Origin of the sequence: Enterococcus aquimarinus, from assembly GCF_001885765.1 — a bacterium.
GTDB lineage: Bacteria > Bacillota > Bacilli > Lactobacillales > Enterococcaceae > Enterococcus_I > Enterococcus_I aquimarinus.
Genome location: NZ_JXKD01000002.1, coordinates 12,904 through 39,498, shown reverse-complemented (window position 1 = coordinate 39,498; position 26,595 = coordinate 12,904). Strand labels below are relative to the sequence as shown.

Annotated in this window: 29 protein-coding genes and 3 other annotated features; of the genes, 23 read left to right on the top strand and 6 right to left on the bottom strand. The window is 38.3% G+C overall.

Annotation, left to right across the window (positions count from 1 at the left end; genetic code table 11):
* The first annotated feature begins 35 nt into the window (after nucleotides 1-35).
* Nucleotides 36-1,370: a H2O-forming NADH oxidase gene (gene nox, locus RU93_RS01830; RefSeq protein ID WP_071873914.1), complete on the top strand. Its 1,335-nt coding sequence runs from the start codon at nucleotides 36-38 to the stop codon at nucleotides 1,368-1,370.
* Between the two features lie 26 nt (nucleotides 1,371-1,396).
* On the opposite strand, the gene RU93_RS01825 is transcribed toward nox, so the two are convergent.
* Nucleotides 1,397-1,816, bottom strand: coding sequence for a DUF1801 domain-containing protein (locus RU93_RS01825; RefSeq protein WP_071873913.1), 420 nt, complete (start codon nucleotides 1,814-1,816; stop codon nucleotides 1,397-1,399).
* A 139-nt stretch (nucleotides 1,817-1,955) separates the two neighbouring features.
* Nucleotides 1,956-2,081, top strand: a sequence feature (ribosomal protein L20 leader region).
* A 40-nt stretch (nucleotides 2,082-2,121) separates the two neighbouring features.
* Between RU93_RS01825 and infC the strand changes: the two genes are divergently transcribed.
* The 8 genes from infC (at nucleotide 2,122) to RU93_RS01790 (ending at nucleotide 7,221) form a co-directional block, all read left to right on the top strand.
* Nucleotides 2,122-2,643 (top strand): translation initiation factor IF-3, encoded by a 522-nt coding sequence (gene infC / locus RU93_RS01820; protein WP_071873912.1) that lies wholly within the window; start codon nucleotides 2,122-2,124, stop codon nucleotides 2,641-2,643.
* Nucleotides 2,644-2,710: 67 nt separating this feature from the next.
* Entirely contained in the window at nucleotides 2,711-2,911 is a 201-nt protein-coding gene (gene rpmI, locus RU93_RS01815; protein WP_071873911.1) for a 50S ribosomal protein L35, read from the top strand.
* A 71-nt stretch (nucleotides 2,912-2,982) separates the two neighbouring features.
* Nucleotides 2,983-3,342: a 50S ribosomal protein L20 gene (gene rplT, locus RU93_RS01810; RefSeq protein WP_071873910.1), complete on the top strand. Its 360-nt coding sequence runs from the start codon at nucleotides 2,983-2,985 to the stop codon at nucleotides 3,340-3,342.
* A gap of 124 nt (nucleotides 3,343-3,466) precedes the next feature.
* Nucleotides 3,467-3,604, top strand: a complete 138-nt coding sequence (locus tag RU93_RS12395) for a hypothetical protein (RefSeq protein ID WP_379952708.1) — start codon at nucleotides 3,467-3,469, stop codon at nucleotides 3,602-3,604.
* Between the two features lie 6 nt (nucleotides 3,605-3,610).
* Nucleotides 3,611-4,615: a VanZ family protein gene (locus RU93_RS01805; protein ID WP_379952715.1), complete on the top strand. Its 1,005-nt coding sequence runs from the start codon at nucleotides 3,611-3,613 to the stop codon at nucleotides 4,613-4,615.
* A gap of 260 nt (nucleotides 4,616-4,875) precedes the next feature.
* Nucleotides 4,876-5,107 (top strand) — a binding site (T-box leader).
* 140 nt (nucleotides 5,108-5,247) lie between these two features.
* On the top strand, nucleotides 5,248-6,162 hold the full coding sequence (cysK, locus tag RU93_RS01800) for a cysteine synthase A (RefSeq protein ID WP_071873909.1): 915 nt from the start codon (nucleotides 5,248-5,250) through the stop codon (nucleotides 6,160-6,162).
* Nucleotides 6,163-6,172: 10 nt separating this feature from the next.
* Nucleotides 6,173-6,715: a serine O-acetyltransferase EpsC gene (epsC, locus tag RU93_RS01795; protein WP_071873908.1), complete on the top strand. Its 543-nt coding sequence runs from the start codon at nucleotides 6,173-6,175 to the stop codon at nucleotides 6,713-6,715.
* 35 nt (nucleotides 6,716-6,750) lie between these two features.
* Nucleotides 6,751-7,221, top strand: coding sequence for a MepB family protein (locus tag RU93_RS01790; RefSeq protein WP_071873907.1), 471 nt, complete (start codon nucleotides 6,751-6,753; stop codon nucleotides 7,219-7,221).
* A 34-nt stretch (nucleotides 7,222-7,255) separates the two neighbouring features.
* Here RU93_RS01790 and RU93_RS01785 read toward each other — a convergent pair whose 3' ends face one another.
* Entirely contained in the window at nucleotides 7,256-8,434 is a 1,179-nt protein-coding gene (locus RU93_RS01785; RefSeq protein ID WP_071873906.1) for an MFS transporter, read from the bottom strand.
* A 405-nt stretch (nucleotides 8,435-8,839) separates the two neighbouring features.
* Between RU93_RS01785 and RU93_RS01780 the strand changes: the two genes are divergently transcribed.
* The 3 genes from RU93_RS01780 (at nucleotide 8,840) to RU93_RS01770 (ending at nucleotide 10,376) form a co-directional block, all read left to right on the top strand.
* Nucleotides 8,840-9,181, top strand: a complete 342-nt coding sequence (locus tag RU93_RS01780) for a GNAT family N-acetyltransferase (RefSeq protein ID WP_342741496.1) — start codon at nucleotides 8,840-8,842, stop codon at nucleotides 9,179-9,181.
* 273 nt (nucleotides 9,182-9,454) lie between these two features.
* The gene (locus RU93_RS01775; protein WP_071873905.1) at nucleotides 9,455-10,099 is read left to right on the top strand and encodes a FusB/FusC family EF-G-binding protein; all 645 of its coding nucleotides are present in this window, start codon (nucleotides 9,455-9,457) and stop codon (nucleotides 10,097-10,099) included.
* A gap of 79 nt (nucleotides 10,100-10,178) precedes the next feature.
* Entirely contained in the window at nucleotides 10,179-10,376 is a 198-nt protein-coding gene (locus tag RU93_RS01770) for a hypothetical protein (RefSeq protein ID WP_071873904.1), read from the top strand.
* Nucleotides 10,377-10,452: 76 nt separating this feature from the next.
* On the opposite strand, the gene RU93_RS01765 is transcribed toward RU93_RS01770, so the two are convergent.
* Genes RU93_RS01765 through RU93_RS01755 form a run of 3 tightly spaced genes read right to left on the bottom strand, consistent with a single transcriptional unit; the run spans nucleotide 10,453 to nucleotide 12,114 of the window.
* Entirely contained in the window at nucleotides 10,453-11,196 is a 744-nt protein-coding gene (locus tag RU93_RS01765) for an alpha/beta fold hydrolase (RefSeq protein ID WP_071873903.1), read from the bottom strand.
* Between the two features lie 44 nt (nucleotides 11,197-11,240).
* Entirely contained in the window at nucleotides 11,241-11,678 is a 438-nt protein-coding gene (gene aac(6') / locus RU93_RS01760; protein WP_071873902.1) for an aminoglycoside 6'-N-acetyltransferase, read from the bottom strand.
* Nucleotides 11,671-12,114 (bottom strand): acyl-CoA thioesterase, encoded by a 444-nt coding sequence (locus tag RU93_RS01755; RefSeq protein ID WP_071873901.1) that lies wholly within the window; start codon nucleotides 12,112-12,114, stop codon nucleotides 11,671-11,673. Before RU93_RS01755 ends, aac(6') begins: the two co-directional genes overlap by 8 nt.
* Before the next feature lie 405 nt (nucleotides 12,115-12,519).
* On the opposite strand from RU93_RS01755, the gene RU93_RS01750 reads away from it, so the two are divergent.
* The 11 genes from RU93_RS01750 to RU93_RS01700 all read left to right on the top strand — a co-directional run bounded on the left by RU93_RS01750 (nucleotide 12,520) and on the right by RU93_RS01700 (nucleotide 25,675).
* Nucleotides 12,520-12,936 carry a cupin domain-containing protein gene (locus RU93_RS01750; protein ID WP_245785355.1) on the top strand — a complete coding sequence of 139 codons (417 nt, stop codon included), beginning with the start codon at nucleotides 12,520-12,522 and terminating at the stop codon, nucleotides 12,934-12,936.
* 382 nt (nucleotides 12,937-13,318) lie between these two features.
* Nucleotides 13,319-13,542: a binding site (T-box leader), on the top strand.
* 48 nt (nucleotides 13,543-13,590) lie between these two features.
* Entirely contained in the window at nucleotides 13,591-14,889 is a 1,299-nt protein-coding gene (hisS, locus tag RU93_RS01745; RefSeq protein WP_071873900.1) for a histidine--tRNA ligase, read from the top strand.
* Nucleotide 14,890: 1 nt separating this feature from the next.
* Nucleotides 14,891-16,663, top strand: coding sequence for an aspartate--tRNA ligase (gene aspS / locus RU93_RS01740; protein ID WP_071873899.1), 1,773 nt, complete (start codon nucleotides 14,891-14,893; stop codon nucleotides 16,661-16,663).
* A 130-nt stretch (nucleotides 16,664-16,793) separates the two neighbouring features.
* Nucleotides 16,794-17,669 carry a YitT family protein gene (locus RU93_RS01735; protein ID WP_071873898.1) on the top strand — a complete coding sequence of 292 codons (876 nt, stop codon included), beginning with the start codon at nucleotides 16,794-16,796 and terminating at the stop codon, nucleotides 17,667-17,669.
* A gap of 127 nt (nucleotides 17,670-17,796) precedes the next feature.
* Nucleotides 17,797-19,674 (top strand): acyltransferase family protein, encoded by a 1,878-nt coding sequence (locus RU93_RS01730; RefSeq protein ID WP_071873897.1) that lies wholly within the window; start codon nucleotides 17,797-17,799, stop codon nucleotides 19,672-19,674.
* A 335-nt stretch (nucleotides 19,675-20,009) separates the two neighbouring features.
* Nucleotides 20,010-20,906 (top strand): ROK family protein, encoded by an 897-nt coding sequence (locus tag RU93_RS01725; RefSeq protein ID WP_071873896.1) that lies wholly within the window; start codon nucleotides 20,010-20,012, stop codon nucleotides 20,904-20,906.
* A gap of 60 nt (nucleotides 20,907-20,966) precedes the next feature.
* A complete protein-coding gene (locus RU93_RS01720) occupies nucleotides 20,967-22,406 on the top strand; it encodes a glycoside hydrolase family 1 protein (protein WP_071873895.1) in 1,440 nt (479 codons plus the stop codon).
* A gap of 41 nt (nucleotides 22,407-22,447) precedes the next feature.
* Nucleotides 22,448-22,750, top strand: coding sequence for a PTS sugar transporter subunit IIB (locus RU93_RS01715; RefSeq protein WP_071873894.1), 303 nt, complete (start codon nucleotides 22,448-22,450; stop codon nucleotides 22,748-22,750).
* A gap of 16 nt (nucleotides 22,751-22,766) precedes the next feature.
* The gene (locus tag RU93_RS01710) at nucleotides 22,767-24,092 is read left to right on the top strand and encodes a PTS sugar transporter subunit IIC (protein ID WP_071873893.1); all 1,326 of its coding nucleotides are present in this window, start codon (nucleotides 22,767-22,769) and stop codon (nucleotides 24,090-24,092) included.
* Nucleotides 24,093-24,131: 39 nt separating this feature from the next.
* Nucleotides 24,132-24,455: a PTS sugar transporter subunit IIA gene (locus tag RU93_RS01705; protein WP_071873892.1), complete on the top strand. Its 324-nt coding sequence runs from the start codon at nucleotides 24,132-24,134 to the stop codon at nucleotides 24,453-24,455.
* 152 nt (nucleotides 24,456-24,607) lie between these two features.
* Nucleotides 24,608-25,675 (top strand): LacI family DNA-binding transcriptional regulator, encoded by a 1,068-nt coding sequence (locus RU93_RS01700; protein ID WP_071873891.1) that lies wholly within the window; start codon nucleotides 24,608-24,610, stop codon nucleotides 25,673-25,675.
* 45 nt (nucleotides 25,676-25,720) lie between these two features.
* Here the strand turns inward: RU93_RS01700 and treR are convergent, their stop codons facing one another.
* Nucleotides 25,721-26,437, bottom strand: coding sequence for a trehalose operon repressor (gene treR / locus RU93_RS01695; protein WP_071873890.1), 717 nt, complete (start codon nucleotides 26,435-26,437; stop codon nucleotides 25,721-25,723).
* Nucleotides 26,438-26,595 lie beyond the last annotated feature (158 nt).

Genomic DNA, 26,595 nt, shown 5'->3' with positions numbered 1-26,595 from the left:
TACTACGTTTGTAAATGTAAGAGGAGGAAATTATGATGACAAAAACAGTAATCATCGGTTCAAACCATGCAGGAATTGCGGCAGCGAACACACTATTAGATAAATTTGAGAATCAAGAAGTGGTTTTAATTGAAAAAACAGATCATATCAGCTACTTAAGTTGTGGGACGGCTCTATGGGTAGGACGTCAAATCGAAGAGTTTGATGGATTATTTTATACAGATAGCGAAGAATTTAAAGCAAAAGGCGCAACGATTCATATGTCTACCGACGTAACGGATGTCGACTATGCCAATAAAACGGTTCATTGTGTATCAGCCGATGGTACAGAGTGGGATGAAAGTTACGATAAGTTAGTCTTAGCAACGGGTTCATTACCAATTGCACCGAAAGTCCCTGGACATGATTTAAAAAATATTCAATTCATGAAAAAATTCTATGAAGGCCAACAAATTGATCATTTACTTGATCAAGATGAAGTGAAAACCGTAGCCGTAATTGGTGCTGGTTATATTGGCGTGGAAATCGCGGAAGCTGCCAAACGTCGTGGCAAAAATGTGTTGCTCTTTGATGCAGCAGAACGTTCATTACCAAACTACTACGATAAATGGTTTACAGACGATATGGACAAAAACTTAGCGGATAACGGAATTGAATTACACTTAGGTGAATTAGTCGAAGAATACCGTGGAACTGAAAAAGTTGAAGCAGTCGTAACGGCAAAAGGTGTTTACGAAGTCGATGTCGTTATCAACGCGATTGGCTTCCGTCCAAATAGTGAACTTGGAAAAGATCATTTAGAAAAATTTGTGAACGGTGCGTACTTAGTTGACCGTCATCAACAAACAAGCGATGCAGACGTTTATGCTGTCGGTGATTGTGCAACAGTTTACTCGAATGCGCTACAAGACACAGCTTATATCGCTTTAGCAAGTAATGCCGTTCGTACTGGTTTAGTTGCTGGTGAAAATATTGGTGGAAATAAAATTGAATCACCAGGTGTTCAAGGATCAAATGGTATCACAATCTTTGATTTACACATGGTGTCAACAGGTTATTCTGTTCAATCTGCACCACGTTTTGGTCTTGATGTGAAATACACAGATATTGAAGATACACAAAAACCAGCGTTTATGAAAGATAACGACAACGTTAAAACACGTATCGTTTACGATGCTAAAACACGTCGTATCGTTGGGGCACAAATGTCTTCAACAACCTCTGAAATTGGGATGGCTATCCATATGTTCTCATTAGCGATTGCCAAACAAGTAACGATTGATGAGTTAGCATTATTAGACTTGTTCTTCTTACCACACTATAACCAACCATATAACTACATTAATAAAGCAGCAGCTGCTGCAGAATAAGCAGAAAAACAAACGCCAATTCCACTTTAGGATTTGGCGTTTGTTTTTTTGCTTTCATTCCAAGCGATGCTGTCTTTGATAATCGCTTCTAAAATGGCAAAATCAATCGTATGGCTATTTTTTAAGCGTAAACAGACTTTTCCAACGGTTGATGCTGCAAAATGTGCTTGATAAGAGCGCAAAATCGGCGCGCCTGCTTTTTCTCCTACAATATAGCAGGAGAGATAATTTTTTTGTGGGGCAAGGGCGATGAGGGAATCATACACATCGCCTTCTGTTGCTGTCGCTAACTCGCCGTAGCCAATAAAAGTCATGGTGCCACTTTGGATGAGTCGGCGGTCTAACGCAGGGAAAGTGAGTTGTATCCAATGATCTAAAGTCTCAAATAGCGCTTGATGAGGACTCGCCTGAATTAATTCTTCAATTGAATGAGCTGGGACGTGCATAAGCATTCTCCGTTCAAGTTCGTGATGGTGTCTTGATTTTAGCATAAGGTTAGTTTTTGATCGATTAAAAAGAGTTATAAAAAATAATTAGATAAACCTTGACTCGGTTTGTTCAATTTGGTATACTATTGTAGTTGAGAAATGAAAGTAGAAGCACCCGCTTCTCGCCTGAGGGATCATATCGCTGGGCAGAATAGGATTTCAGACTAAATTTAGGCTGAAGTACGCGCGGGTTCTGATAAAGAACTCGTTTTTTTGTATTTTAAGCCATAGAGCTTTCTTTCTCGCAAAAAACTTGGAGGTGAATGACCATAGCAAAAGATATGATGGTAAACGACGGCATCCGTGCCCGCGAGTTACGATTGATTGATCAAGACGGAGAACAACTTGGAGTGAAAACGAAGGCAGAAGCTTTAAGCCTTGCTGAAAAAGCAAACTTAGATGTTGTACTCGTTGCCCCTAACGCCAATCCGCCAGTTGCACGTATTATGGACTACGGTAAGCATCGCTTCGATTTACAAAAAAGAGAACGAGATGCCCGTAAAAAACAAAAAGTGATCAACGTTAAAGAAGTTCGCTTAAGTCCAACGATTGATGTTCATGATTTCGACACAAAACTTCGCAATGCACGTAAGTTCCTTGAAAAAGGTGATAAAGTGAAAGCTTCTATCCGTTTCAAAGGACGTGCGATTACCCATAAAGAAATTGGTCAGAAAGTCTTAGATCGTTTAGCGGAAGAAACTGCGGATATCGCGACAGTTGAACAAAAAGCGAAAATGGATGGACGCAGCATGTTCTTAGTGCTTGCTCCAAAAGGCGACAAGTAAGTAGCGACTCACTAAAAAATTAGTGAAATAGTAAGATTAACGAAAGATTTTGAGGAGGAAATTAGTTATGCCAAAACAAAAAACACACCGCGGACTAGCAAAGCGCGTTAAACGTACTGGTTCAGGCGGATTAAAAAGATTCCGTGCATTCACGAGTCACCGTTTCCACGGTAAAACAAAAAAACAACGTCGTCAATTGCGTAAAGCAGGCATGGTTTCAAAAGGCGATTACAAACGTATCCGTCAACTATTAGCTTACATGAAATAATCATTCCAATAAAGCTTTAGACAATTAAAAAAATTCAAGAGAAGATTTATCTATTTTAGGAGGAATTAAACATGGCACGTGTTAAAGGTGGAACAGTAACTCGTAAACGTCGTAAAAAAGTGCTTAAATTAGCAAAAGGTTATTACGGCTCGAAACATACTTTATTCAAAACAGCAAAAGAACAAGTAATGAATTCTTATTACTACGCATACCGCGATCGTCGTCAAAAGAAACGTGATTTCCGTAAATTATGGATTGCTCGTATCAACGCAGCAGCTCGTATGAATGGCCTAAGCTATTCAAAATTAATGCACGGTTTGAAATTAGCTGAAATCGACATCAACCGTAAAATGTTAGCTGACTTAGCAGTACATGATGCAGCAGCATTTACAGCATTAGCGGACCAAGCGAAAGATGCTTTAGCTAAATAAGCTTCAAAACATTGATAGAACAACGTTTAACCCACTATTGCTAGTGGGTTTTTTTGTTTCAAAAACTAGAGATTTAATTTTCTTTCGTTTATAGTAAAATAAATGAATGAGGGAGTTTTTTTGGATGAGTGCTTTTATTGAACCGATTGAAGTTGCGGTCTTTATGTTTCCGTTTTTAGCGTTATTGCTATCGTTACCCATTTTTGTGAAGCAATATCGGCAATATGGTCGTTTTATTTTGAGTCGTGGAATCATTATTTAAACCTTTATTTTCTATTTACTCTGCGTTTACTTTTTAATTATTTTACCATTACCAACGAGAGAATCTGTGGCTCAAAGGACAGGACCGAAATATCATTTGGTTTTAGGAACCTCCCTAAACGATTTTCTTTCAGAAACGGTTTTTTGCTGGAATGATCCGAGTACGTTTATTCCTGCAATGAAGCAGTCGGTTTTTTTAGAACCTGCGTTTAATCTCTTACTATTTTTTCCCTTAGGTATTTATTTACGCTATTATTTTAAATTCGATTGGAAGAAAACACTAATTTCCGCTTTTTTAGGTTCTCTTTTCTTTGAATTAACACAATTAACTGGATTGTATTTTATCTATCCACGTCCATATCGCTTATTTGACGTAAATGATTTGTTCCATAATACATTAGGTGGCATGATTGGTTATTGGAGTGCTCCCTTATTAACGCTTTTCTTACCAACGAGAGAAGAATTAGATGAGCTTTCTTATGAGAAGGGGTCGGAAGTAACATTGGTTCGTCGTCTAGTAGCGTTCCTGATCGATTGGCTTATCATCGGGCTAGTGACGTTTGCCATGAATGTAACCACTCGTTTAGTGTCTATCCCCTATGAAATAAATAGTGAAACATTCGTAGGTTATTTCACCCAAGTCGTGGGCTATTGGGTCATTTTAAACTATTTCATGAAAGGGCAAACCTTTGGGAAACGAGCAGTAAAAATACAAATCGTACAAACCGGTAAAAAGAATGTTTCGCTTGTGGCATTAGGGATTCGCTATGGACTATTCTATTTACTCCCAAATATTTTCGGCCGGGGAATGGGGCAACTCGCAACGGGGCTAAACAGTTCGAACCATCACATTCAACAAATGGCTCTATTACTCTTTTTCTTGATTTCTGGCTATTTTTTAGTCTTCTTTTTAAGTTTACTGACAACCATTATCTTAAGAAAAAAAGTTTTCTTTTATGAAAAGGCAAGTCATACTCACGTTGAAAGTCGAATGCATGTAGAAATATCATAACAGTTTACATTTTCGAAAAAAACTTTAGTCGAGCAATTAATAATTAATAGAGCCAATTGTCCAAATGTACCTTTTGTTTCTTAGCGCAAAACGATTGTTATCAGTTCTCTTTATGGCTTCTAGAGTGGTTGTTTTGAGTCGTTTTTTCAAAATAACTACGTAAAAGATCATTTTAAACGAATGAACAAAAAAATGATTGGAAAATAGAAATCCTTGACAAAGTGGTTGAACTACATGTATAATCACTTCAATCAAAAAAATATTTCACGTTGAATTGGTAAAGTATATTATCGGATGTAACAAAGAGAGGATCTCACTGGTGGAAGAGATCTATACAGAAGTAATAGAAGTGCGCCAAGGAGTATGTCCATCGAATCAAGTAGATGAACACGGGTGTTCCCGTTATTGAACTAGAGTATGGAAGTACTCGAACTAAAGTTGGGAGCAATCTCAAACAGAGTGGAACCGCGAAATTGACCTTTTGCCTCTGTATATGTTTATTTACGTATACAGATGGCAAAAGGTTTTTTTGATTACCTAAATCAGTAAAGGTGGGCCCCCTTCGGCTGATTGGATTGTCTGTCGCAACCGTTTGGATACGTTGTTATTATAGAAAATGGAGGAAGCATAACATGTTATATCAAAATATTATCGAAACCATTGGAAGTACACCGTTAGTGAAAATAAATCATCTAGACCCAGAATCAGCAGGAATTTATGTAAAGCTTGAAAGTTTTAATCCTGGAGGTAGTACAAAAGATCGTCCGGCACTCTATATGATTCAAGCCGCAGAAAAAGCGGGTCTCATCAAAAAAGGCGACACCTTGATTGAAGCGACTAGTGGCAATATGGGGATTGCGCTATCCATGATTGGAGCAGCTTTGGGGTACAAAATCGTGATTGTCATGCCTGATACGATGAGCGAAGAGCGTCGTAGAATTGTCAAAGCCTATGGTGCAGAGCTTATTTTAACAGAAGGTAAACTTGGAATGGCGGGTGCAGTGGCAAAATCAGAAGAATTAGCCAAGGCGCATGATTATTTTTTAATTCGCCAATTTGAAAATGCAGCGAATCTCTTATCGCATGAAGAAACGACAGCTGTTGAGATTCTTCATGATTTATCCGGTGAAGTGGACGCTTTTGTCGCAGGCGTTGGAACGGGAGGAACCATTAGTGGCGTAGGAAAAGTGTTAAAAGCGCATCATTCAAACGTTTTAAATGTGGCCGTTCAACCAGCGAAATCACCTGTTTTAACGGGTGGTACCCCTGCAGGACATGGAATTCAAGGAATTGGTGCAAACTTTATTCCTGGCATTTATGATAAGGATGTTGTGGATGAGGTACTAGATATGGATGAAGAGACGGCTTATGCGGCAGCGCGAGAACTGGGTAAGAAAGCCGGTCTATTAGTAGGCATGTCGTCTGGTGGGAATTTTGCCGCAGCGAAAATCATTGCGAAAAAACTTGGTAAAGGAAAAAAAGTTGTCACAGTCTTACCGGACACAGGCGAACGCTACTTGTCGACCATTTTATTTGCCGAAGAATAGGAGAGAGAACATGTTTAAGCTGATTTTGAAAGATGCGCAGCTCGTATTGAAAAAAGATCCGGCAACAAAAACATTGTGGGAAGCATTATTTTTTTCTCCGGGTGTCAAAGCACTTTTTTACTATCGATTGGCGCATTACTATTACCAACGGCAGCGATTCTTTTTCGCGCGTTTCTTGACGCATCGTGGTCGTAAAATCACAGGCATTGAAATTCACCCAGGAGCAACCATTGGAGAAGGACTATTCATTGATCATGGAATGGGTGTGGTAATTGGTGAGACAGCCATTATTGGTAATCATGTCACGCTTTTTCATGGTGTTACTTTAGGAGGGATTGGACGTTCTCAGACGAATAAACGCCATCCAACTGTTGAAGACGGGGTCATTATTGGTGCAGGCGCAAAAATTTTAGGCAATATTACCATTGGTCGTGGAGCTAAGATTGGGGCGAATGCCGTGGTCTTAGACGATATTCCGCCTTATCAGACAGCCGTTGGGGTACCTGCAAGAGTTGTAAAAGAAAAAACCAACGCGTATTTGTATGTGATTTAAGAAAGAACTGGTTACGAACATAAAGGAGCGGTTGTTTGAAGTCTGTTGAACGAATCAAAGAATACTTTGAGATTGAAGAGGTACAAGAAGAACGACATAACCAAGCTTATGAAGGGTGTCTGTTTTCAATTGATCAGCATCTTTTTCGCAGTCGATTAGCCAAGAAAACACCGAAGAAAAAAGGATATTTTGTAGTATTTTGGGAAAAAGATTCACAACAGCACAATCAAGCATATTCTTTTGAAGAATCACCGGATAGGGTAATTGTGACGGTGATTGACGATGATAAATGTGGACAATTTCTTTTTCCAAAAGAAGTGTTACGAAAACAGAGCGTTTTACGCACGGAGGAATCAAAGGGGAAAATGGCCTTACGAGTCTACCCAAACTGGGAAAAGGATTTGTCTGATGCTGCTCTTAAAACGCAAAAATGGCAATCACCTTATTTTATTTCGCTCACTCAAGGGCTCAAGCAAGAAGCACTCCGTCCATTTTATTTTGGGTAACATAAGGAAAAGAAAAACTCCTTTTAAAAGAGTCTTAGGACTTTTTTAGAAGGAGTTTTTTGCTCGTCATATTGGTTAAGAAAAGGGATAAAAATCCTGTCCCCAATAAAATCATAGCTGAGACATAGTATGGATAAAAATGATTCAAATCAAAGAGTGAACCTGCTGCCAACGGACCTAAGATGTTTCCGAAACTTGTAAAGGTTGAGTTCAAACCATTGATTGCGCCTTGTTGATTTCCGCCATTTTTGGATAAATAGGTTGTTACTGCTGGACGGAACAAATCAAAGGATAGGAAGACCACAAACGTTGATAAGACAACGACGAGATGACTCGTGGTAAAAGCGATGACCGCAATAAAAGTGGCACTCACAAAAAAGGTAAGTTGGATTAAGCGCATCTCGCCAAGTTTTGAGACAATCCAATCGAACAAAAAGACTTGGCAAATTAGCGCTAAAGACCCACTGATTGTGATCACTAAGGCGATATCGTTTGTGGTAAAACCAAAGTTTATCGTGGCCATGATGGAATAAATCGATTCAAACGCTTGTAAACCAAAAGAAGAAACCAGGATAATGATAAATAACGAAGAGAACACGGGATTTTTTAAAATTCCTAAAATAGACTCCTTTGGGAAATCCATTTGATTGATTTCGTGTTTTTTCGGCTCTTTTAAGACGATGAGCGAAAGGAAAAAGCCAAAGAGCGCTAAACCTGAAGCGACAAAGAAAGGCACTCGTGTTCCGAAGTGGGCAATAAAGCCTCCCACACCGGGGCCGATAATAAAGCCGCCACTAATTGCTGCTGAAACAAGTCCCATTGCTCGAGGACGTTTATCAATCGTCGTCATGTCTGCGACGAAGGCCGTGACAGAAGGCATGACTAATGCCGCCGCAATCCCACCTAACGCGCGCGAAAAGAAGAAGGCATTGGTCGATTGAGCTAGACCAAAGAGTAACTCAGAGATGGAAAAAATCAGCATTCCTAAAACAATGAGTCGCTTTCTGCCAAATTTATCTGAAAGGATACCGGCAATCGGGGAAGCAATCAGTTGTGCAATGGCAAAAATGGAAATCATCATGCCCATCGTGGTTCCCGAAAAATTCATTTCTTCTTTTAATTGTGGAAGGACGGGAACGACGAGTCCAACGCCTAAGAATACAAGGAAAAGGTTGCTGATGGCTAAGTACATCATAGATTTATTATTTTTCATTTATTTCTCCTAAATATAGTTGTTTAAAGTGTCAGTAAAAAATCACAATAAGAGTATTCTAGTACAATTGACGCGATTAATCAGTAAAAATGCTTATCTTTTAGATTAAAAATTTCTCATAAAAAAATGAAGCGCAAAAAGCTTATTCCCATCACTCTTTTTCAAACAGATCGTGCGGAGCTAAGGGACGCTAAATGAGAAACGTATCAGAAAAGATGAAGGAGACTCGTAAGGAATATGGGATTAAAAGTTGTGGTAGAATGATCAAAAGAACATAGGAGGAGAAAAATGATGAAAATTGAGCAACTCAATGATGATTATGCCATCGAAATTGCGAATCATTGGAAATATCCTGATCCCTATTCTTTTTATAATATGACGGCTGATCCCGAAGATTAAGAAGAGATTATCTGTGCGGATTTAAGAAAAGATCATTATTTCCAAGTGGTGAATGACGAAGGCCTTTACGGTTTTTTTGCGTTATATCCTGTCGATGACACGTTAGAGTTGGGTCTAGGAATAAAACCAGAATATACTGGAAAAGGCGAGGGAGAAGCCTTTATTCGATTAATCATGTCTTACATCAAAAACAATTATCAAGTCTCAACGATTTTTTTGAGTGTTATCGATTTTAACATACGGGCACAAAAAATCTATGAGAAAATAGGCTTCAAAAAAACGAGAGAGCTGCTACAAGAGACAAATGGGTCAACGTATTGTTTTATTGAAATGAAGTTTGAGTTATAAATGCGATAAAAAACAGCCCAAAAAAAGTCACATCAAACTGGCAAGACAATCGATGAATGCTATGGGTTTGTGGATTGTGATAACTACTCTCGCAAAATTGACCATTACTTGCTTTTCAATTATAATTTTTTTAGGTGGTGATCAGAAGATGCAAACTAAAATGCACTGCATCCTACATGACTTGAAAGAGTCAGTATTGAAATAAAATCGCAGAACATTCACTTGTTTCAATACTGCATAAAAGGACAAGTGATTATCTAGGAGGCCATGGCAGTGGAACCATTTTTAAAACCCTACAATTATTATTTTTTAAAAAAACAAGCAGCTATCTTAGCTCAAACGCATCGAACAGTCAATGCAAAATCAACGATTCAAGCCGTTCAAGCACAAATTTTTGACAAGGTCAAAGCGACCTTATCTGAACTTAGTGAAGAAGAAATGACGCTTGTAATGGGCATTACCGAAATAAATGATGAACAACGAATTCTCGATCGTTACTTGCAGCGCATGAAGGAACGAGTGATCCCCTTTAAACGACCAAGTGATACGGGGATCAAGAAAGCTTTTCCAAAGACGAAAAAATTGACGATTCCCGACTGGGAGAGGCTAGACCTAGCTGATTATTCATTTTTTGCGTGGAATGATCCAGGGCAACAAAGTAAATTCATCTTGTATACCGTCAACAACAAACTCCAAGGAATCCAAGGACAGTTAAGTACAGAAATCAAAAAAGGGATTTGTACGATTTGTCATGGGGAAAGTAGTGTGGCTTTATTTACTGTAAAAGGGAAAGCGAATAAAGATGGGCACTATAAAACAAAAGGCAATTATATTTGTTACAATAGTGATGAATGTAATCAAAAGATGCAAACTTTTGAGCATTTTATGGATTTTGTGACGATTGTTAAAGAGAAGTAGTTCTGTTAGAGAAAAGGCGAAAATCCTCTTTCCGTGATAGACATAGAGGAACTAAAATCAATGGAAAAGAGGAATTGAGATGTCTGATCCTAACGGTATTATCGCGATTAATCCTATTCCTATAAATGATGACAATTCAGAGGTTGATAAGACGATCATCCTGAAAGAAAAATTTAATGATGACTTCATTAAAAATAGAAGCAGTGGAAGTTTTGCAATCATTTTACCTGATGAGGTAAAAGTCAAAGAGCAAGAGGGAAATCCAAAAAAAGATTGAAATGAAATATAATAAACGAGGCACAATCGAATAACGAGATGTTATTCGTGTTGTGCCTCGTTTTTTCTTCCTTTTTTCATTCTACAGATAAATGTTTTTCAAAGAAATCCGTAACGAGATTCATCGTCTCGCCTTTGACCAAGTGCCTTTGGGCTTCAGAAATCAATTCGATATTTTTTTGTGGGAATTGATCAACGAAGGCTTTAACATGTTCGTATGGAATTTTTTCATCTTCGGTCCCATGCCAAAATAATAAGGGACGTGCGGCTAAAGTCTCGATTTGTGATTGTAAATCATAGTGATCTATCCAACTAACAAGGGCCTCATAATCATTTGGTAAAAAGAAACCCGCAGCGCTAGCATGGTATTGAATTCGTTCACGATATTTTATCATTGCAGGTGAACCCATAATACAAGCGGCTGCAGTGATTTCGGGATGTTTTGTGAGTAATCCACAGGTCGTCATACCACCCATCGAAACCCCACCAACTCCAATTTGTCCATTTGTAACACCGAGGTTTTCAAAGAAATCAACAATATAAGAAAATTCAAAGAGGTTACTTTGAATGCTATTCCAAAAAGTAAGTGACGGAATGGGAGAGCGTTCTGTTTTTCGTTCCCCATGGTTCGCAGCATCGGGTAATACTACCCGAAAACCTTTTTGAGCTAGTTTTCGACCTTGAGTTAAGACGAGTTCTTTGGCTGTTTGCCACCCATGATAGTAAATAATTAAAGGCATTGGTTCATAAATCATCGTTTCGTCAACAACTTCAAGAATGGGAATGTTGCCGATTTTTCGTTTTCTGATCGCTAATTTCATGGATATTCCCTCCAAAAGTAGTCTAACGAATAGGAAATCTTTCGTTAAGTGAGTTGTTTTGCGAAACAAATAAGACGATTGGCTTCGATAAAACCGTGGGATAAATGAAACTTCAAACTTTCCGTATTCTCAATTTCGCAATCACTCGCAAATTCAGTGCAATGGTTATTTTTGGCCCAAGTTTGACAAGCCGTTAATAATTCACTTGCAATTCCTTGCTTACGATAACCTTCTCTCACGTAAATTCCTTCTAAATAACCAACAGGTGAGGAACTCGTTCCCTCTACATAATCATGGCGCAGTTGGCATTGGGCAAAAGCAATCGGTTGATTTTCTGTAAAAGCTAGGAAGAACGCGACGTTTGGCTTTGTGATCGCTTCTTTTATTTCTTTTTCCAACGTATCGACGGTGTGGTTAGGCCAAAGTTCTTGAGCCAAGATTGCTAAGGAGGAAACGTCAGCCAGTTGTCCGTGTCTAATCATTGGTTGTCTCTTTTTGTCGTTCAAATGTTTCGCTAAAAATGCGATGAATCTCAGGATGGCTTCTTCTGAGTTGGAGTAAACGGTTGGTTTCTTTATCTAAGAAGCAATGTTTGCTCGTTCCAGTCGTCAATAAATTTTCGGTTGTTTGGTTGTAAATGTGATAAGAAAATTCAAGACGAGTCCCCGTATAGTGATCGATGGTGACCTCAATCCGCACTTGATCTTCGTAACGAATCATTTCTTTATAGTCACAAGTGACCGCTAAAACAGGAATAATAATCCCTGCTTCTTCAATTTTATAATAAGGAACATCTAAAAAAGTCAGCCAATCGACTCGGGCTTCTTCAAACCACCGAATATAATTCGAATGATGAATAATTCCCATCTGATCGGTTTCATAGTAGTGTGGTTGGCGTAAATAACCAGTGTAATTCATACAATCACTCCGTTGTTGTTTTCTTTTAGTGTACGTTTTTGTGATCAGAGAGGCAAGGGAAAATCCTTCGAATGAAAAAAGAATCGAATGGCGAATCGATGAGATCTTTTTTTCATTCATTCGTCACAATGGCTTATTCCGATTTTTTCATAATCATAAGACTAGTAATCTAGGAGTACTAAAGACAAATAGAAAACGCTTACTTTTTATCGGTATTGTGTTAAAATCAAGGAGAATGATATTGTATTTTTTTCTTTCAACGTAAAATCGATTTAAATTTACGTTGTATCATCTTGAGTAAGAAACACTCTGAAAAATCAAAGGGAATATGATCGTGAGTGTGTGTGAAAGAATCACTGACAAATGCTCCTGTTGCTAAATGCGAACAAAATGGAGGGAAACGTTATGGAACTAAAAGATTATGGGAAAGAACCACTCGCTTTCAATATTGAAGAAGCGACCTTACAAAACAAGGATTATCGGACAACGCTTTGGACGGGCGATTATTTTCAAATTACGCTCATGAGTATTCCAGCTGGTGGTGGTGATATTGGGATGGAAATCCATCCTCATGTGGATCAGTTTTTACGTTTAGAAGCAGGCCGAGGAAAAGTAGAAATGGGCAAAGACAAGGATGTCATTACCGTAAGTCAAATTGTCGAAGCAGACGATGCGATTATTATTCCGGCTAATACTTGGCACAATGTCACAAATATTGGCGATGAACCAATGAAACTCTATTCGATTTATTCACCAGCAAATCATCCCTTTGATACTCATGAAGAGACAAAAGAAGCAGCAATGGAATTAGAAAAAGAATAGAGAATGTGTAAAGGCAAGGTGGTCATCCGATTTTTGGATGGCGTGTACGCAAACAAACATTTCACGTAAAAGCGATGGCCCTTGTCATCGCTTTTATGCGTTGTGATCACAAATTCGTTAAGACTCGTTAGCGGTTGAAATTTTGTCATCAGCCTCTTTTTGAAGAGGAAGACAGCGAGCTGTGTGTTTGATTAAGAAAAATATCGGAAAAACAATTATTTCACCTGCAATAGATTGTCGAATCAATCGGATCACGAACAGTCTCGCTCGTTGACTACGCTAGCTGGAGAGGGAATCGATAGCTTGAATGGGAACTTTGACAACTGCTAGACAGGCGCTTGACTTTCATGGAAATTTCTTGTAATGTATAACTACTATTAAAGAAAAGTCTGTGAAGGATCGAGTAAGTAATTTTTTCACTTTTTAGAGAGAATGACCGAGGCTGAGAGTCATTTAAGGAAAAAATACGGGAAAGACAATCTGGAGATGAGAGGAAGAAAAGCCTCTACGTGCACGAGCGTTAATCGTTTGAGGAAAGTTTGGTTTAGTGTTTAAGACAAACTTTCAAATTTAGGTGGTACCACGTGAAATGTTAACGTCCTTGTGTAGACAAGGGCGTTTTTTGTTGTTTTTTTATTGAAGGAGGAAAAAAAGATGAGTTATCAACGACCAAAAGGGACAAATGATATTTTGCCAGGAGAAGTTGAGAAATGGCAATTTATTGAGGAAACGGCACGTTTATTATTTAACGATTATCAGTACCAAGAAATCCGTACGCCAATGTTTGAGCACATTGAAGTGATTACGCGCAGTGTGGGCGGTACGAGTGATATCGTAACAAAAGAAATGTATGACTTTTATGATAAAGGAGAACGTCATATTACCTTACGCCCAGAAGGTACGGCTCCAGTTGTGCGTTCATTTGTTGAAAATAAATTATTTGGCCCAGAATATACGAAACCGTATAAAGTCTACTACACCGGTCCGATGTTTCGCTATGAGCGTCCGCAAAAAGGCCGTTTAAGACAGTTTCATCAAATTGGGGTAGAAGCGTTTGGATCAGAAAATCCAGCGACAGACGTTGAAACAATGATGATGGCGATGGACTTTTTTGAACAACTAGGTATGAAGCAATTCCATTTAGTGATCAACTCATTAGGAGATTTGGAAACGCGTCAAAACTATCGTCAAGCATTAATTGATTATTTAACACCGCATCAAGAAAAATTAAGCGAAGATTCACAACGTCGCTTGAATGAAAATCCTTTACGAGTTCTAGATAGTAAAGACAAAGGCGATAAAGCAGTGGTGGCAAATGCACCCTCGATTTTAGATTACTTAAGCGAGCCTGCTAAAAAGCACTTTGATGAAGTGGTTGCGATGTTGGATGCACTTGAGGTACCTTATCAAATTGATCACAACATGGTTCGTGGGTTGGATTATTACACGCATACGATTTTTGAAATTATGAGTGACGCCCAAGGAATGGGTGCACAAAACACCATCTGTGCTGGCGGTCGTTACAATCAGTTAGTCGCAGAACTTGGTGGACCGGAAACGCCAGGTTTTGGTTTTGCGTTAGGAATTGAGCGAGTATTACTTGTCTTAGAAGCAGAAGCCGTTTTGATTCCAACAGGAAATCCGCTGGACGCCTATGTTGTGAACCTAGGGGAAGCCGTTAATATTGAAGCATTAAAACTCGTTCAAAGTATCCGTCACGCGGGATTTTCAGCAGATCGTGACGTGTTAAATCGAAAAGCCAAAGGGCAATTTAAAACAGCCGATAAATTAAACGCAACGCTGGTCTTAACCATCGGCGAAAGTGAATTAGAAGCGGGTATGGTCAACGTTAAAGCGATGGCAACTCGTAAAGAAATTCAAGTTCCATTAACAGAAATTTATACGAATTTCTCAGCAGTCTATGATGAATTAACGAAAGAAGAGGATAAATAAGATGGCAAAAAGAACAGTCTATAATGGTCTAGTAAACAAAGAGTATTTAGAACAAGAAGTCACGTTAAAAGGATGGGTTCAAAAGCGTCGGGATTTAGGAGGCGTCATTTTTATCGATTTACGTGACCGCGAAGGCATCGTCCAAGTGGTATTTAATCCAGAACTTTCAAAAGAAGCCTGGGAAATTGCGGATACGTGTCGTAGTGAATACGTGATTGAAATTCACGGAAAAGTGATTGCGCGCGCACCAGAAGCGGTCAACCCGAAAATGAAAACCGGTGAATTTGAAGTGATGGCTGATCAAATTACGATTTTAAGTAAAGCGAAAACGCCTGCTTTCCCAATCGAAGATGAGGCGAACGTTGGCGATGAATCTAGAATGAAATATCGTTACCTTGATTTACGTCGTCCAAAAATGACCCAAAACATTATGATGCGGACGAAAACAACGCGTGCGATTCGTGAATATTTAGACAGTCAAGATTACTTAGATATTGAGACGCCTTATTTAGCAAAATCAACACCAGAAGGCGCGCGTGACTATTTAGTGCCATCGCGTGTGCATCCAGGACATTTTTACGCGTTACCGCAATCACCACAAATTTTTAAACAATTATTAATGAATGCTGGATTTGATCGTTATTATCAAATCGTTCGTTGCTTCCGTGATGAAGATTTACGGGGCGATCGTCAGCCAGAATTTACCCAAATCGATATTGAAACGACGTTCTTATCTGCCGAAGAAATTCAAACCATGACAGAAGAGTTGTTAGTCAAAGTCATGAAAGACGTCAAAGGCTTAGATATTCAAGCGCCGTTCCCTCGTCTTTCTTGGCAAGATGCGATGAATCGTTATGGTAGCGATAAACCAGACACTCGTTTCGACTTAGAACTGATTGATTTATCAGAAACAGTCAAAGACGTTGACTTTAAAGTCTTCCAAATGGCATTAGCCAATGGTGGTGTTGTGAAAGCTTTAAATGCTAAAGGAGCAGCTGCGAACTACTCACGTAAAGACATGGATAATTTTGGGACTTTTGTTAGTCAATATGGCGCAAAAGGGTTAGCATGGTTAAAAGTCGAAGAAGATGGCTTAAAAGGTCCAATTGCGAAATTCTTAGTTGAAGCAACGGAAGATATTATCGCAGCGACTAACGCTGAAGTCGGTGACTTACTGATGTTTGGGGCGGATAGTTTTGAGGTTGTCTCAGCAGCACTGGGCGCATTGCGTTCACGTTTAGGAAAAGAATTAGGCTTAATCGATGACAGTCAATTTAACTTTGTTTGGGTAGTGGATTGGCCACAATTTGAATATGATGCAGAAGCGAATCGCTATGTTTCTGCGCATCATCCATTTACCTTGCCACAAGCAGATGATGTTGCATTACTCGCAACGGACCCAAGTAAAGTTCATGCCCAAGCGTACGATGTTGTCTTAAACGGGTACGAATTAGGCGGCGGCTCATTACGGATTCATACACGTGAACTCCAAGAGCAAATGTTTGAAACACTCGGGTTCTCACACCGCGAAATGCAAAATCAATTTGGTTTCTTATTAGAAGCGTTGGACTTTGGCTTCCCTCCACACGGTGGTATTGCACTTGGATTAGACCGTCTTGTGATGTTGTTAGCCGGAGAAGATAATATTCGTGAAGTCATTGCCTTTCCGAAGAATGGTCGTGCAGTCGATCCAATGTCTGCGGCACCAAGCACGGTTGCCCCATTACAATTATTTGAATTAGGCATTGATGTTACAGTCGTAAACGAAGACTAAAAAGATAAACAATTGGTTAAGACAAGAGTAGAATCTCACGTCTAGCCAATTGTTTATTTCTTTTTTTATAAAACTGCGTATAATGAGAAACGTAAAGGAATACATAAAAAAAGCGAGGCTCCCTAAGTCCATGGATAAGTTCTGGAAATATTTACCCCATTCAAACTATGCAACAAAAATTTCGACATCAATTGTTTACGCGATTACGGCATCGGCCGCAGTCAATTTCTTTTATGAACCTGGAAATATCTATTCCAGTGGGGTCACAGGGATTGCGCAAATTATTAGCACGTTAACGCAGAGTGCCTTTGGAATAAAAATTCCAGTTGCGCTTGCGTTATTGTTATTAAATCTTCCGTTATTTATTTTGGGTTGGTTTAAAATTAGCCCTAAGTTTACGATTTTCACTGGGATTACCGTACTCTTAACCTCTGTTTTTATGCAAATCATCCCAGTTCAAGTCTTATCTACCGATCCCATTATTAATGCGATTTTTGGTGGTGTCGTCATGGGTGCCGGCGGAGGCTACGCATTACGTAATGGTCTTTCTTCGGGAGGCTTAGATTTTATCACGATTGCGATACGGAAAAAAACCGGAAAAACGATTGGTTCGTTATCGATTATTTTTAACTCATTCATTCTACTCGCAGCCGGACTGCTTTTTGGTTGGCAATATGCTTTTTATAGTGCCTTAGCGATTTTTGTGAGTGGAAAAGTCATGGATGCCGTCTTTACAAAGCAAAAGAAAATGCAAGTAACGATTGTGACGTCTTGTGCCGACGAAGTCATTCACGGCATTCACGGCAAAATGCGTCGCGGGATCACCATCATTAATGGCGCAGAAGGGGCGTTTCGCTACGATCGTCAAAAAGTATTGATTACCGTGGTGACGCGTTACGAATTACCATTATTAAAACAAATTATGAAAGAAACAGATCCGCATGCCTTTGTCAGTATTGCGGATAATGTACAGATTCTAGGGCGTTTTTATGAAGAAGATTTATAGATTTTTGAAGAAAAAAACGGCTAAGAAAGCTGTCTTAACTTTTTACAAAAGATACGAAAAGGAAGCTGTATTTTCACCATTTCTATGGCATGATAAGAGTAGATTTTATGAATATGAGGGAAAGTAGATGGAAAACAAACAACAGCATAAACGGCGGTACATTAGTGGCCTAGATGGTTTACGATCATTAGCAGTGATTGGCGTGATTTTTTATCATCTGATGCCAGAAAATATGCGTGGCGGGTATTTGGGTGTACCTGTTTTTTTTGTGATATCGGGTTACTTGATTACAGATGGCTTACGCCAAGAGTGGCAAATAAATGAAAAAATTCAGTTTAAACAATTTTACTTACGGCGCATACGGCGGTTGTATCCTGCTTTAGTCACGTTACTCATTGTTTCGGCCGCATATATTACGCTTTTTCAACGCAACTTATTAAATAATTTAAAAGGGATTGTGTTCAGTAGTTTATTTTATGTAAACAATTGGTGGCAAATTCGGCAAGGCTATTCCTACTTTGATCGTTTTGGGAATGAATCCCCCTTTACGCATCTGTGGTCACTAGCCGTTGAGGGACAAAATTATCTGATTTGGCCCATTATCTGCTTCCTTTTATTGAAATTTGTCAAAAACAAGTCCACTATCATAAAAATTATTTTTGGTGGAACACTTATTTCAGCACTTATGATGGTCCTGCTCTTTCAACCAGGTAGTGATCCAACCCGTGTCTATTACGGAACAGATACGCGTCTTTTTTCGCTTTGGCTAGGTTCATTATTAGCCTTCGTATGGCCGACCGCCCAATTACGAAGTCAAATTCCAAAAGAAGCAAAGAAAGTATTGAATCTGTCAGGTGGCGTAAGTTTAGTCCTCCTGGCACTTGGTTTTTTCTTCCTTGATGCGCGCTATTCCTTTATTTATTATGGTGGTTTCTATCTGATTAGTTTACTCGCTTGTGTGATGGTTGCGGTGACTGCCCACCCTGGAGCGAACTGGAACCGCTGGCTAACCAACCCTCTTTTTACTTATATTGGGAAACGTAGCTATAGTCTGTACCTCTATCAATTTCCGGTCATGATTTTTTATGAAGCGAAAGTAAAAAATATCGCCGATCATCGCTGGTTGCATACCGTGATTGAATTAGTCATCATCTTTTTACTCAGTGAATGGTCTTATCGCTTTGTTGAAAAACCAGGGCGTGAGTGGACATTCAAAGGGATGCTACGCAAGTTAAAAGAGACTGTAAAGATGAGAGGATTCACGGCTCAAGCAGTCAAACAGTGGGGGATTTTATTAGTCGTGCTGATTAGTTTGATGGGCTTAATCATCGCGCCGACGAATACACTGACTGCGGAACAAGAAGCCTTTCAACAAAAAATCGAAGAAAATCAAAAGATAGCGGAAGAAACGAAAAGTCAAACAAATCAACCAAACGAAGCAATCGACACAACCGAAACTTCTGGAGAAATACCTGAAAATATTGCGACCTTAATGACGCGCTATCAATTGACAGAAGAACAAGTCAGACAAGGACAACAGTTAGAGTTAACGGCTTTTGGTGATTCGGTGATGTTAGGTGCCACTTCAAACTTACAAGAAGTCTTTCCGAGCGTCGTGGTCGATGCGGTCATCGGACGCCAGTTATATAATAGTCTTGAGGAAATCAAACAACTAAAAAAAGAAGGCTTATTAAAAAAGAATGTTCTTCTAGGATTAGGCTCAAATGGATTAGCAACCGAAGCACAATTTGATGATTTAATGACAGAGATTGGTGATCGTCAGGTTTATCTCATTAATACCCGTGTCCCAACACAACGATGGCAAAATGAAGTCAATGCCCTCTTTGACCAAATGGCGACGAAATATGAGAATATTACTTTAATTAATTGGTATCAAGCGAGTGACGGACAACCAGATTGGTTCCGTGAAGACCAAGTGCATCCGAGCGAACAGGGACTCATTGAATATACAGGCCTTATCGCTAGAAATGTATTGCTGCCGTAAGAGTGTAGAGTCACTTAAAAAACAGTAAAAGGAAGATTTTCCTTTTGCTGTTTTTTTTTTGGTTGGATTACTTTTAGTGTGGGAGACTGATATTTACAGCATTCTTTAATATTTTTTTGGAGATAATAAAAAAAATAGAGGAAAATGAAAAAAACTATTGAAATGTAATTGTTTTCAAGGTATGATATGTCCGTAAACGCGCGTTCACGAAAAATGTCAATAGAAAATAAAGAGCTATATTTTTTTACATCTCTATAAACACGCGTTTATGGATATGTAAAAATAAATAACGTAAATAGTTATAGCAGTAGATTTTCGTTATTAAGGAGAAGAATATGCAAAAGTATCATTTAGGAATAGATATCGGAGGAACTTTTATTAAATACGCACTGATTGATGATCATTATCGCATCTTTCAAAAATGGAAAGTGAAAGCGGTAAACATGGAATCTTCCGAACAATTCTATGATTATATTTGTTCAAATATTAAACATATTGAGCAGATAGAGAAGGTCGGGGTAAGTGCTCCTGGATTGATTGATCAAATTTCGACTGTAAAGTCATATGCTGCTCCGAATGTGTCCATCATGTATGGAACAAATATTAATGACGAAATCGGTAAAAGGATTAATAGAAAAGTACAATCCATTAATGATGCGAAAGCGGCAGGACTTTGTGAATTTACTTTAGGCAATGCAAAAGGCTGTCAATCGTCAGCATTTTTAATCATCGGAACGGGGACTGGCGGATGTATCTGTGATGAAAATGGGGTGATTTATGGGAAAGATGGCTACGCAGCTGAATTTCATAATATTCCATTTTTTAATCAAGATTCTAATCAATCCCTTAAAAAAATGGGCGATTATACGTCAATTACGGGTCTTTTAAATTTATATAATGAGAATAGTCCTGTCAGTGATCAACTTGATTTAGGTTCTGACGTCTGTAAAAAGTATCTTGGTGGAAATGCAATTGCCCAAAAATCAGTCCAACAATGGATTCAAAATATCACGACTCAATTAATCGCGATGACGGTATTTTATAATCCTGAGGTCATCTGTATCGGTGGTGGCATTTCAGAAGAAGACTGGTTTATTAACATGTTACAGGTGCAGTACAAGAAAATGTGTCAAGAGTACTTTGAATTGGATTTTATTACGACCGCGATTAAAAGATGCAAATACAATAATGACGCTAATATTCTAGGAGCAGTGATTAAAGCTAGAAGTTAAAGAAAAGTGAAAGACTAAAGTTCATAAGTAAAAATCATATCATTTGAAGGAGAGATTGCAGTGATTTACGAAAAAACAGCCAAATTCCGTGATGATTTTCTATGGGGATCGGCATCAGCAGCCTACCAAGTAGAAGGTGCTTGGGATAAAGATGGAAAAGGAGAAAGCGTGTGGGACGTTTACACAAGAATTCCTGGAACAACGTTTAAAGAAACAGATGGTAAAGTGGCAGTCGATCATTACCATCGATACAAAGAGGATGTCGCGTTGATGGCTGAAATGGGATTAAAAGCGTATCGTTTCTCAATTGCTTGGACTCGTATTTATCCAGACGGAAAAACAGAACTAAATGAAGCAGGGCTACAATTTTACGAGCAATTAATTGATGAACTAATTGCTCATAATATTACACCTGTTGTCACGCTTTATCATTGGGATTTACCGCAACATTTACAAGATCTTTATGGTGGATGGGAATCAAGAGAGATTATTGAAGACTTTAATCGCTATTGTGTTACTTTATTCAAACGTTTTGGTGATAAAGTCAAGCATTGGGTATCTTTGAATGAACAAAATATTTTTATGACATTGGGGTATGTAACCGCGATGCATCCACCTGCAGTAAAAAGTCACAAACGAATGCTACAAGCCAATCATATTGCAAATGTAGCCAATGCGACGGTCATTGAATCATTTAAGCAATATGTTCCTGACGGGATGATTGGACCAAGTTTTGCCTATGGACCTGTCTATCCTTATAGTTGTGATCCACAAGATATCTTATCTGCTGAAAATGCGGAAGACTTGAACAACTACTGGTGGTTAGATGTGTATTGCAAAGGGGAATATCCGACATTTGCATTCAAGTATTATGAAAGACTAGGAATTGCTCCGGTTATTGAAGAAGGCGATCTTGAGTTGTTAGCAAGAGCGAAACCAGATTTTATTGGAATCAATTATTATCAAACAGGAACGGTTGCATCTAATCCAATTGATGGGGTTGGCCCGAGTGAAGTGATGAATAATACCGGTAAAAAAGGGACGGCGAAAGAAAATGGTTTACCTGGTGTCTTTAAGAACGTGAAGAACCCGAACTTGGAAACGACGAATTGGGATTGGGCCATTGATCCTACAGGTCTAAGAGTAGGTTTAAGAAGATTAACAAGTCGCTATAACTTACCCATTCTGATTACAGAAAATGGACTTGGTGAATTTGATCAATTGGAAGAAAACGACGTGGTAAATGATTCTCATCGAATTGATTATCTGAGCGCTCATGTATTAGCTTGTAAAGAAGCAGTGACAGATGGTGTCGATCTTTTAGGTTATTGTACATGGTCATTTACAGATTTACTTAGTTGGTTAAATGGCTATCAAAAGCGTTATGGATTTGTATACGTAGATCGAGAAGAAAATGATGAAAAAGAGCTTAGAAGAATCAAAAAGAATAGCTTTTATTGGTATCAAAATGTAATCGAGAGTAATGGTGAAGATTTATAAAAAAGTAATGGTCGAACAAAGAGAAAAAGGAGAGAATAATCATGAAGAAAATTTTACTAGTGTGTTCAGCAGGAATGTCAACGAGCTTATTGGTCACCAAAATGCGAGAAGCTGCGAAAGAAAAAGGAGTGGAAGTGCAAATCGATGCGCTTTCTGTCTCTGAAGCCAGTACAGCTGTGGATCATGTTGACATTGTGCTATTAGGTCCTCAAGTTCGTTTTCAAAAACCAACTGTAGAAAAACTTGTCAAAGGTAGAATCCCAGTAGAAGTAATGGATATGCGCTTATACGGGATGATGAATGGAAAAGCCATTTTAGAAGAAGCTTTACAAAAAATAAATTAAGAAAAGAGGATGGAACATGAGTTTTATGGACAAATTTCAAAATATTATTGAACGTTTATTAGTACCGATTGCTTCGAAATTGAATGCACAACGACATGTATGTGCGGTAAGAGATGCCTTTATTTTATCTTTCCCCCTAACAATGGCGGGATCATTAATGGTCTTGTTAAATAATGTTTTCTTATCAGCTGATGGTTTTATGTTTAAATTATTGCAATTTGATAAGCTGTTTCCTGGGATTGTTCAATTTCAAGCTGTTTTTGCACCGGTTGTAAAGGGTTCTGCAGATATTTTCTCGATTTTAATTGTCTTCTTAATTGCGCGAAACTTAGCGAAATTATTAGATGGTGATGATTTACTGACAGGCTTAACGGCGGTTTCCGTCTATTTCATTATTTATCCTGATTATTTCAACAACGAAGGAATCAACTACATCACTACACAATATACAGGTGCTCAAGGTCTTTTCGTTGCTATTTTAGTGGGACTGTTAGTCGGCGAATTAATGTCACGTCTGTCACAGTCTGACAAGTTAGAAATCAAAATGCCAGAACAAGTTCCTCCGGCAGTTGCACGCTCATTTAAAGTATTAATTCCAATTATTATTACAACAGTCTTCTTCTCAGTTCTTAACTACTTTGTAAAAATGGTTGCACCGGGTGGATTACACGAATTAATTTATAGTATTATCCAAACACCACTGACAAAAATGAGTCAAAGCTTGTTCTCAGTTTTAATCTTATCCTTATTATCTCAATCACTTTGGGCAATGGGGATTCACGGACCAAATACAATTGCTGCGATTAGAGATACCATGTTCTCTGAAGCAGGGAATGCCAATCTTTTACACTTTGCTGAAACTGGAAGTACGTGGGGAGCGCCATATCCGATCACTTATAGTGGTCTCGTAACAGCTTTTTCAGAGTATGGTGGTTCAGGCGCTACCCTAGGATTAATTATTGCGATGTTGATTTTCTCGAAAAACAAAGAATCAAAGAGTATTGCGAAACTTTCTTTAGCACCTGGTTTATTTAACATTAATGAAATGATTATCTTTGGTTTACCGATTGTATTGAATCCAATTTATATCATTCCATTTATTATCACGCCATTAGTCACAACCTTGATTGGTTATACGGCAGTGATGATACTTAAAATAATGCCACCGGTTACAATCGGTATTCCATGGACAACACCAGGACCGTTAATGCCTTTCTTAGGTACAGGTGGTAATATCACTGCCTTATTTGTTGGGTTTCTTTGTTTAGCAGTCAGTGTCATCATTTACTCACCATTTGTGATAGCAGCGAATAAAGCAGCTAGATTAGAAAATGAAGCTTAATTTAGTAAAGTAAAAAGAATAGAATAGGGGTTAAAAATAATGGATGGAATGGAATTAATTTCGTTTAATATCATTAGTAATGTAGGGATGGCAAAATCTTTGGCGATTGAATCATTAAGAGATGCAAGAGAAGGAAACTATGCTGAAGCTGAAAAAAAGCTTGAAGAGGCAAATACATATCTCGTGAACGGACACCATGAACATAAAAATTTAATTCAGTTAGAGGCTTCAGGGGATAAAGTAGAATTCTCATTATTATTGATGCACGCCGAAGATCAAATGATGGCAACCGAAACAATCAAAATTTTGATTGAGGAAATGATTGCAATGTTTAAACAACTAAATAAGCCATCATTGGTATAAGCTGGTAATAAAGCATGTTTGTTAATTGACGTAAAACACCCAAGATCATAAAATCTATGGGTGTTTTATTTTGGATAATGATTGAAAAAACCGAAAGAATCAGATATGGTTACAATGAGAACGCGAGTTTATGATTGGGGGGAGAAGACAAGATGAATAGCACAGAAATTGCCAAATTGGCAGGTGTTTCAAGAAGTACCGTGTCACGTGTGATTAATAATTATTCAAATGTTCCAGCAGAAACAAGAGAAAAAGTCCTAAAAGTTATTAAAGAATATGATTACGTCCCACATGCATCGGCAAGAATGCTAGCAGGAAGTCAAAATAAAGTGATTGGTTTATTCATTATTGATTTTAATAGCGAGGAAGATAGCTTAAAAAATAGAATAACGAAGAGCCCTTATTATTTAGAATTCACCAGTTCAGTTATTGAACGGTCAAGTGAATTAGATTATTTGGTTTTGGTTCAAATTATCCACTCAATTGAAGGATATGAAAAAATTGAAGAGTGTTTTTATAATAAGACGATTTCTGGTGGTATTTTTATTGGACAAAATGATAATGATGAAACGATCAAAAGAATCATTCATAAAGGTTATAAAGTCGTATTGGTCGATCAATCGATACGGCCTGATGTTCAAGCCTACAATCAGTGTATTATTGTCAATGCGGATAATTACAATGGTGCATACGAAGCAACTAACTATTTAGTAGAACAAAATCATCGCCAAATTGCCCATATTACTGGTGGATCGGTGAAGTTTTCTGCGAAGGCTAGAATGGAAGGTTATAAAAAAGCACTCGAAAATGCAGGGATAGCAGTCAATAGTGAGCTAATTATCCAAAGTGAATTTGTCGAAAAAGCTGGGTATGAAGCTGCAAAAAGACTGCTAGGGGGAGAACAGCCTTTTTCAGCTATTTTTGCAAGTAATGATAAGATTGCTTTTGGAGCGATCAAAGCGATTAATGAAGAGGGACTAAAGGTTCCAGAAGATATTTCGGTAGTAGGATTTGATGATATTGAGTCGGCTAAATATTTTCATCCACCTCTTACTTCTGTAAAAATGGAATTGGTCAATATGGCTGATTTAGCTACGAAATTAATTATCGAAGCCATTGAAGAAGACCTTACGCCTTCGATTAATGTCGTGCCCGTAACATTAATCGAAAGAAAAAGTTGTGCCCCGTTAACATCATTTTTGAGCCATTCCGAATCATAATAAAGCGTAGCAAAGAACACATAGTTTATGTGTCCTTGCTACGCTTTATATTTTTTTCCGACGGGCAAAGTCAACGAAACGAAATTTATCGAGGCGATGAATGGATTCGGTGTATTCAAAACAGCGAGTATCTTCTAAATAAACAAGACTTCTCACAACCACGACATGTGTGTCATTGGGGAGTAAATCCATCAATTCTCGCGTTTGCTGTGTAATCGGTTCAACCACAATTTCTTTTTGGGCGTAAGCGATGTCGAGGTGCAATACTTCTTCAAAATAATGATAGATTGATTGTTCGGCTTCTTCTTTCGGCAGTTCGGGTACAATGCTTGTCAATAAGAAATCGGTGTCTAAAATAACGACCTCACCATCAATCTTTCGTTGGCGAACCAAATGCCACACTTCTTCCTCTAAAGACCACTGGGTAGCTTCGTGGATTTCTAGTGACACAGGAATTTTTTTTAAGGTGACAACGGTTGTTTCATTGAGAATGTTTTGCGTATCTTGTAATTCTTTAAAACTCGTTAAGCCTGAAATTGGAAAATCGAAGCGACTAAAGTCTAAGACAATCGATCCTTTTCCTTGTTTTTTTTGGATGTAACCAGCATTGCGTAATAAATTGAGCGCTTTGCGAATCGTTTCGCGTGAAGCTCCGTAAATATCAATTAATTGTTTTTCACTTGGTAATAACGTATGAGGAGGATAGACTTTTGTCAAAATTTTTTGTTCTAAGTCTAAAAAAATTTCTTTGAATTTATTCATATGCAACCCCTTCTTTGAACCTATTATAGCGAGGAATAACAGAGATTGCAATTGGCGGCTGAATCAAAATAACAATCTAAAAACCAGTGAATAACGAGCAAACTCACAGTGATTTCTTCTTACTGAAGCCTCCTGAATGATTTTATAAAACAGGAAAT

What these genes read in the sequence shown, in the direction of transcription:
- nox (WP_071873914.1), top strand. Translation starts at nt 36, where the DNA reads ATGACAAAAACAGTAATCATCGGTTCAAACCATGCAGGAATTGCGGCA.
- RU93_RS01825 (WP_071873913.1), bottom strand. Translation starts at nt 1,816, where the DNA reads ATGCACGTCCCAGCTCATTCAATTGAAGAATTAATTCAGGCGAGTCCT.
- infC (WP_071873912.1), top strand. Translation starts at nt 2,122, where the DNA reads ATGACCATAGCAAAAGATATGATGGTAAACGACGGCATCCGTGCCCGC.
- rpmI (WP_071873911.1), top strand. Translation starts at nt 2,711, where the DNA reads ATGCCAAAACAAAAAACACACCGCGGACTAGCAAAGCGCGTTAAACGT.
- rplT (WP_071873910.1), top strand. Translation starts at nt 2,983, where the DNA reads ATGGCACGTGTTAAAGGTGGAACAGTAACTCGTAAACGTCGTAAAAAA.
- RU93_RS12395 (WP_379952708.1), top strand. Translation starts at nt 3,467, where the DNA reads ATGAGTGCTTTTATTGAACCGATTGAAGTTGCGGTCTTTATGTTTCCG.
- cysK (WP_071873909.1), top strand. Translation starts at nt 5,248, where the DNA reads ATGTTATATCAAAATATTATCGAAACCATTGGAAGTACACCGTTAGTG.
- epsC (WP_071873908.1), top strand. Translation starts at nt 6,173, where the DNA reads ATGTTTAAGCTGATTTTGAAAGATGCGCAGCTCGTATTGAAAAAAGAT.
- RU93_RS01785 (WP_071873906.1), bottom strand. Translation starts at nt 8,434, where the DNA reads ATGAAAAATAATAAATCTATGATGTACTTAGCCATCAGCAACCTTTTC.
- RU93_RS01770 (WP_071873904.1), top strand. Translation starts at nt 10,179, where the DNA reads ATGTCTGATCCTAACGGTATTATCGCGATTAATCCTATTCCTATAAAT.
- RU93_RS01765 (WP_071873903.1), bottom strand. Translation starts at nt 11,196, where the DNA reads ATGAAATTAGCGATCAGAAAACGAAAAATCGGCAACATTCCCATTCTT.
- RU93_RS01755 (WP_071873901.1), bottom strand. Translation starts at nt 12,114, where the DNA reads ATGAATTACACTGGTTATTTACGCCAACCACACTACTATGAAACCGAT.
- RU93_RS01750 (WP_245785355.1), top strand. Translation starts at nt 12,520, where the DNA reads ATGGAACTAAAAGATTATGGGAAAGAACCACTCGCTTTCAATATTGAA.
- hisS (WP_071873900.1), top strand. Translation starts at nt 13,591, where the DNA reads ATGAGTTATCAACGACCAAAAGGGACAAATGATATTTTGCCAGGAGAA.
- aspS (WP_071873899.1), top strand. Translation starts at nt 14,891, where the DNA reads ATGGCAAAAAGAACAGTCTATAATGGTCTAGTAAACAAAGAGTATTTA.
- RU93_RS01735 (WP_071873898.1), top strand. Translation starts at nt 16,794, where the DNA reads ATGGATAAGTTCTGGAAATATTTACCCCATTCAAACTATGCAACAAAA.
- RU93_RS01730 (WP_071873897.1), top strand. Translation starts at nt 17,797, where the DNA reads ATGGAAAACAAACAACAGCATAAACGGCGGTACATTAGTGGCCTAGAT.
- RU93_RS01725 (WP_071873896.1), top strand. Translation starts at nt 20,010, where the DNA reads ATGCAAAAGTATCATTTAGGAATAGATATCGGAGGAACTTTTATTAAA.
- RU93_RS01715 (WP_071873894.1), top strand. Translation starts at nt 22,448, where the DNA reads ATGAAGAAAATTTTACTAGTGTGTTCAGCAGGAATGTCAACGAGCTTA.
- RU93_RS01710 (WP_071873893.1), top strand. Translation starts at nt 22,767, where the DNA reads ATGAGTTTTATGGACAAATTTCAAAATATTATTGAACGTTTATTAGTA.
- RU93_RS01705 (WP_071873892.1), top strand. Translation starts at nt 24,132, where the DNA reads ATGGATGGAATGGAATTAATTTCGTTTAATATCATTAGTAATGTAGGG.
- RU93_RS01700 (WP_071873891.1), top strand. Translation starts at nt 24,608, where the DNA reads ATGAATAGCACAGAAATTGCCAAATTGGCAGGTGTTTCAAGAAGTACC.
- treR (WP_071873890.1), bottom strand. Translation starts at nt 26,437, where the DNA reads ATGAATAAATTCAAAGAAATTTTTTTAGACTTAGAACAAAAAATTTTG.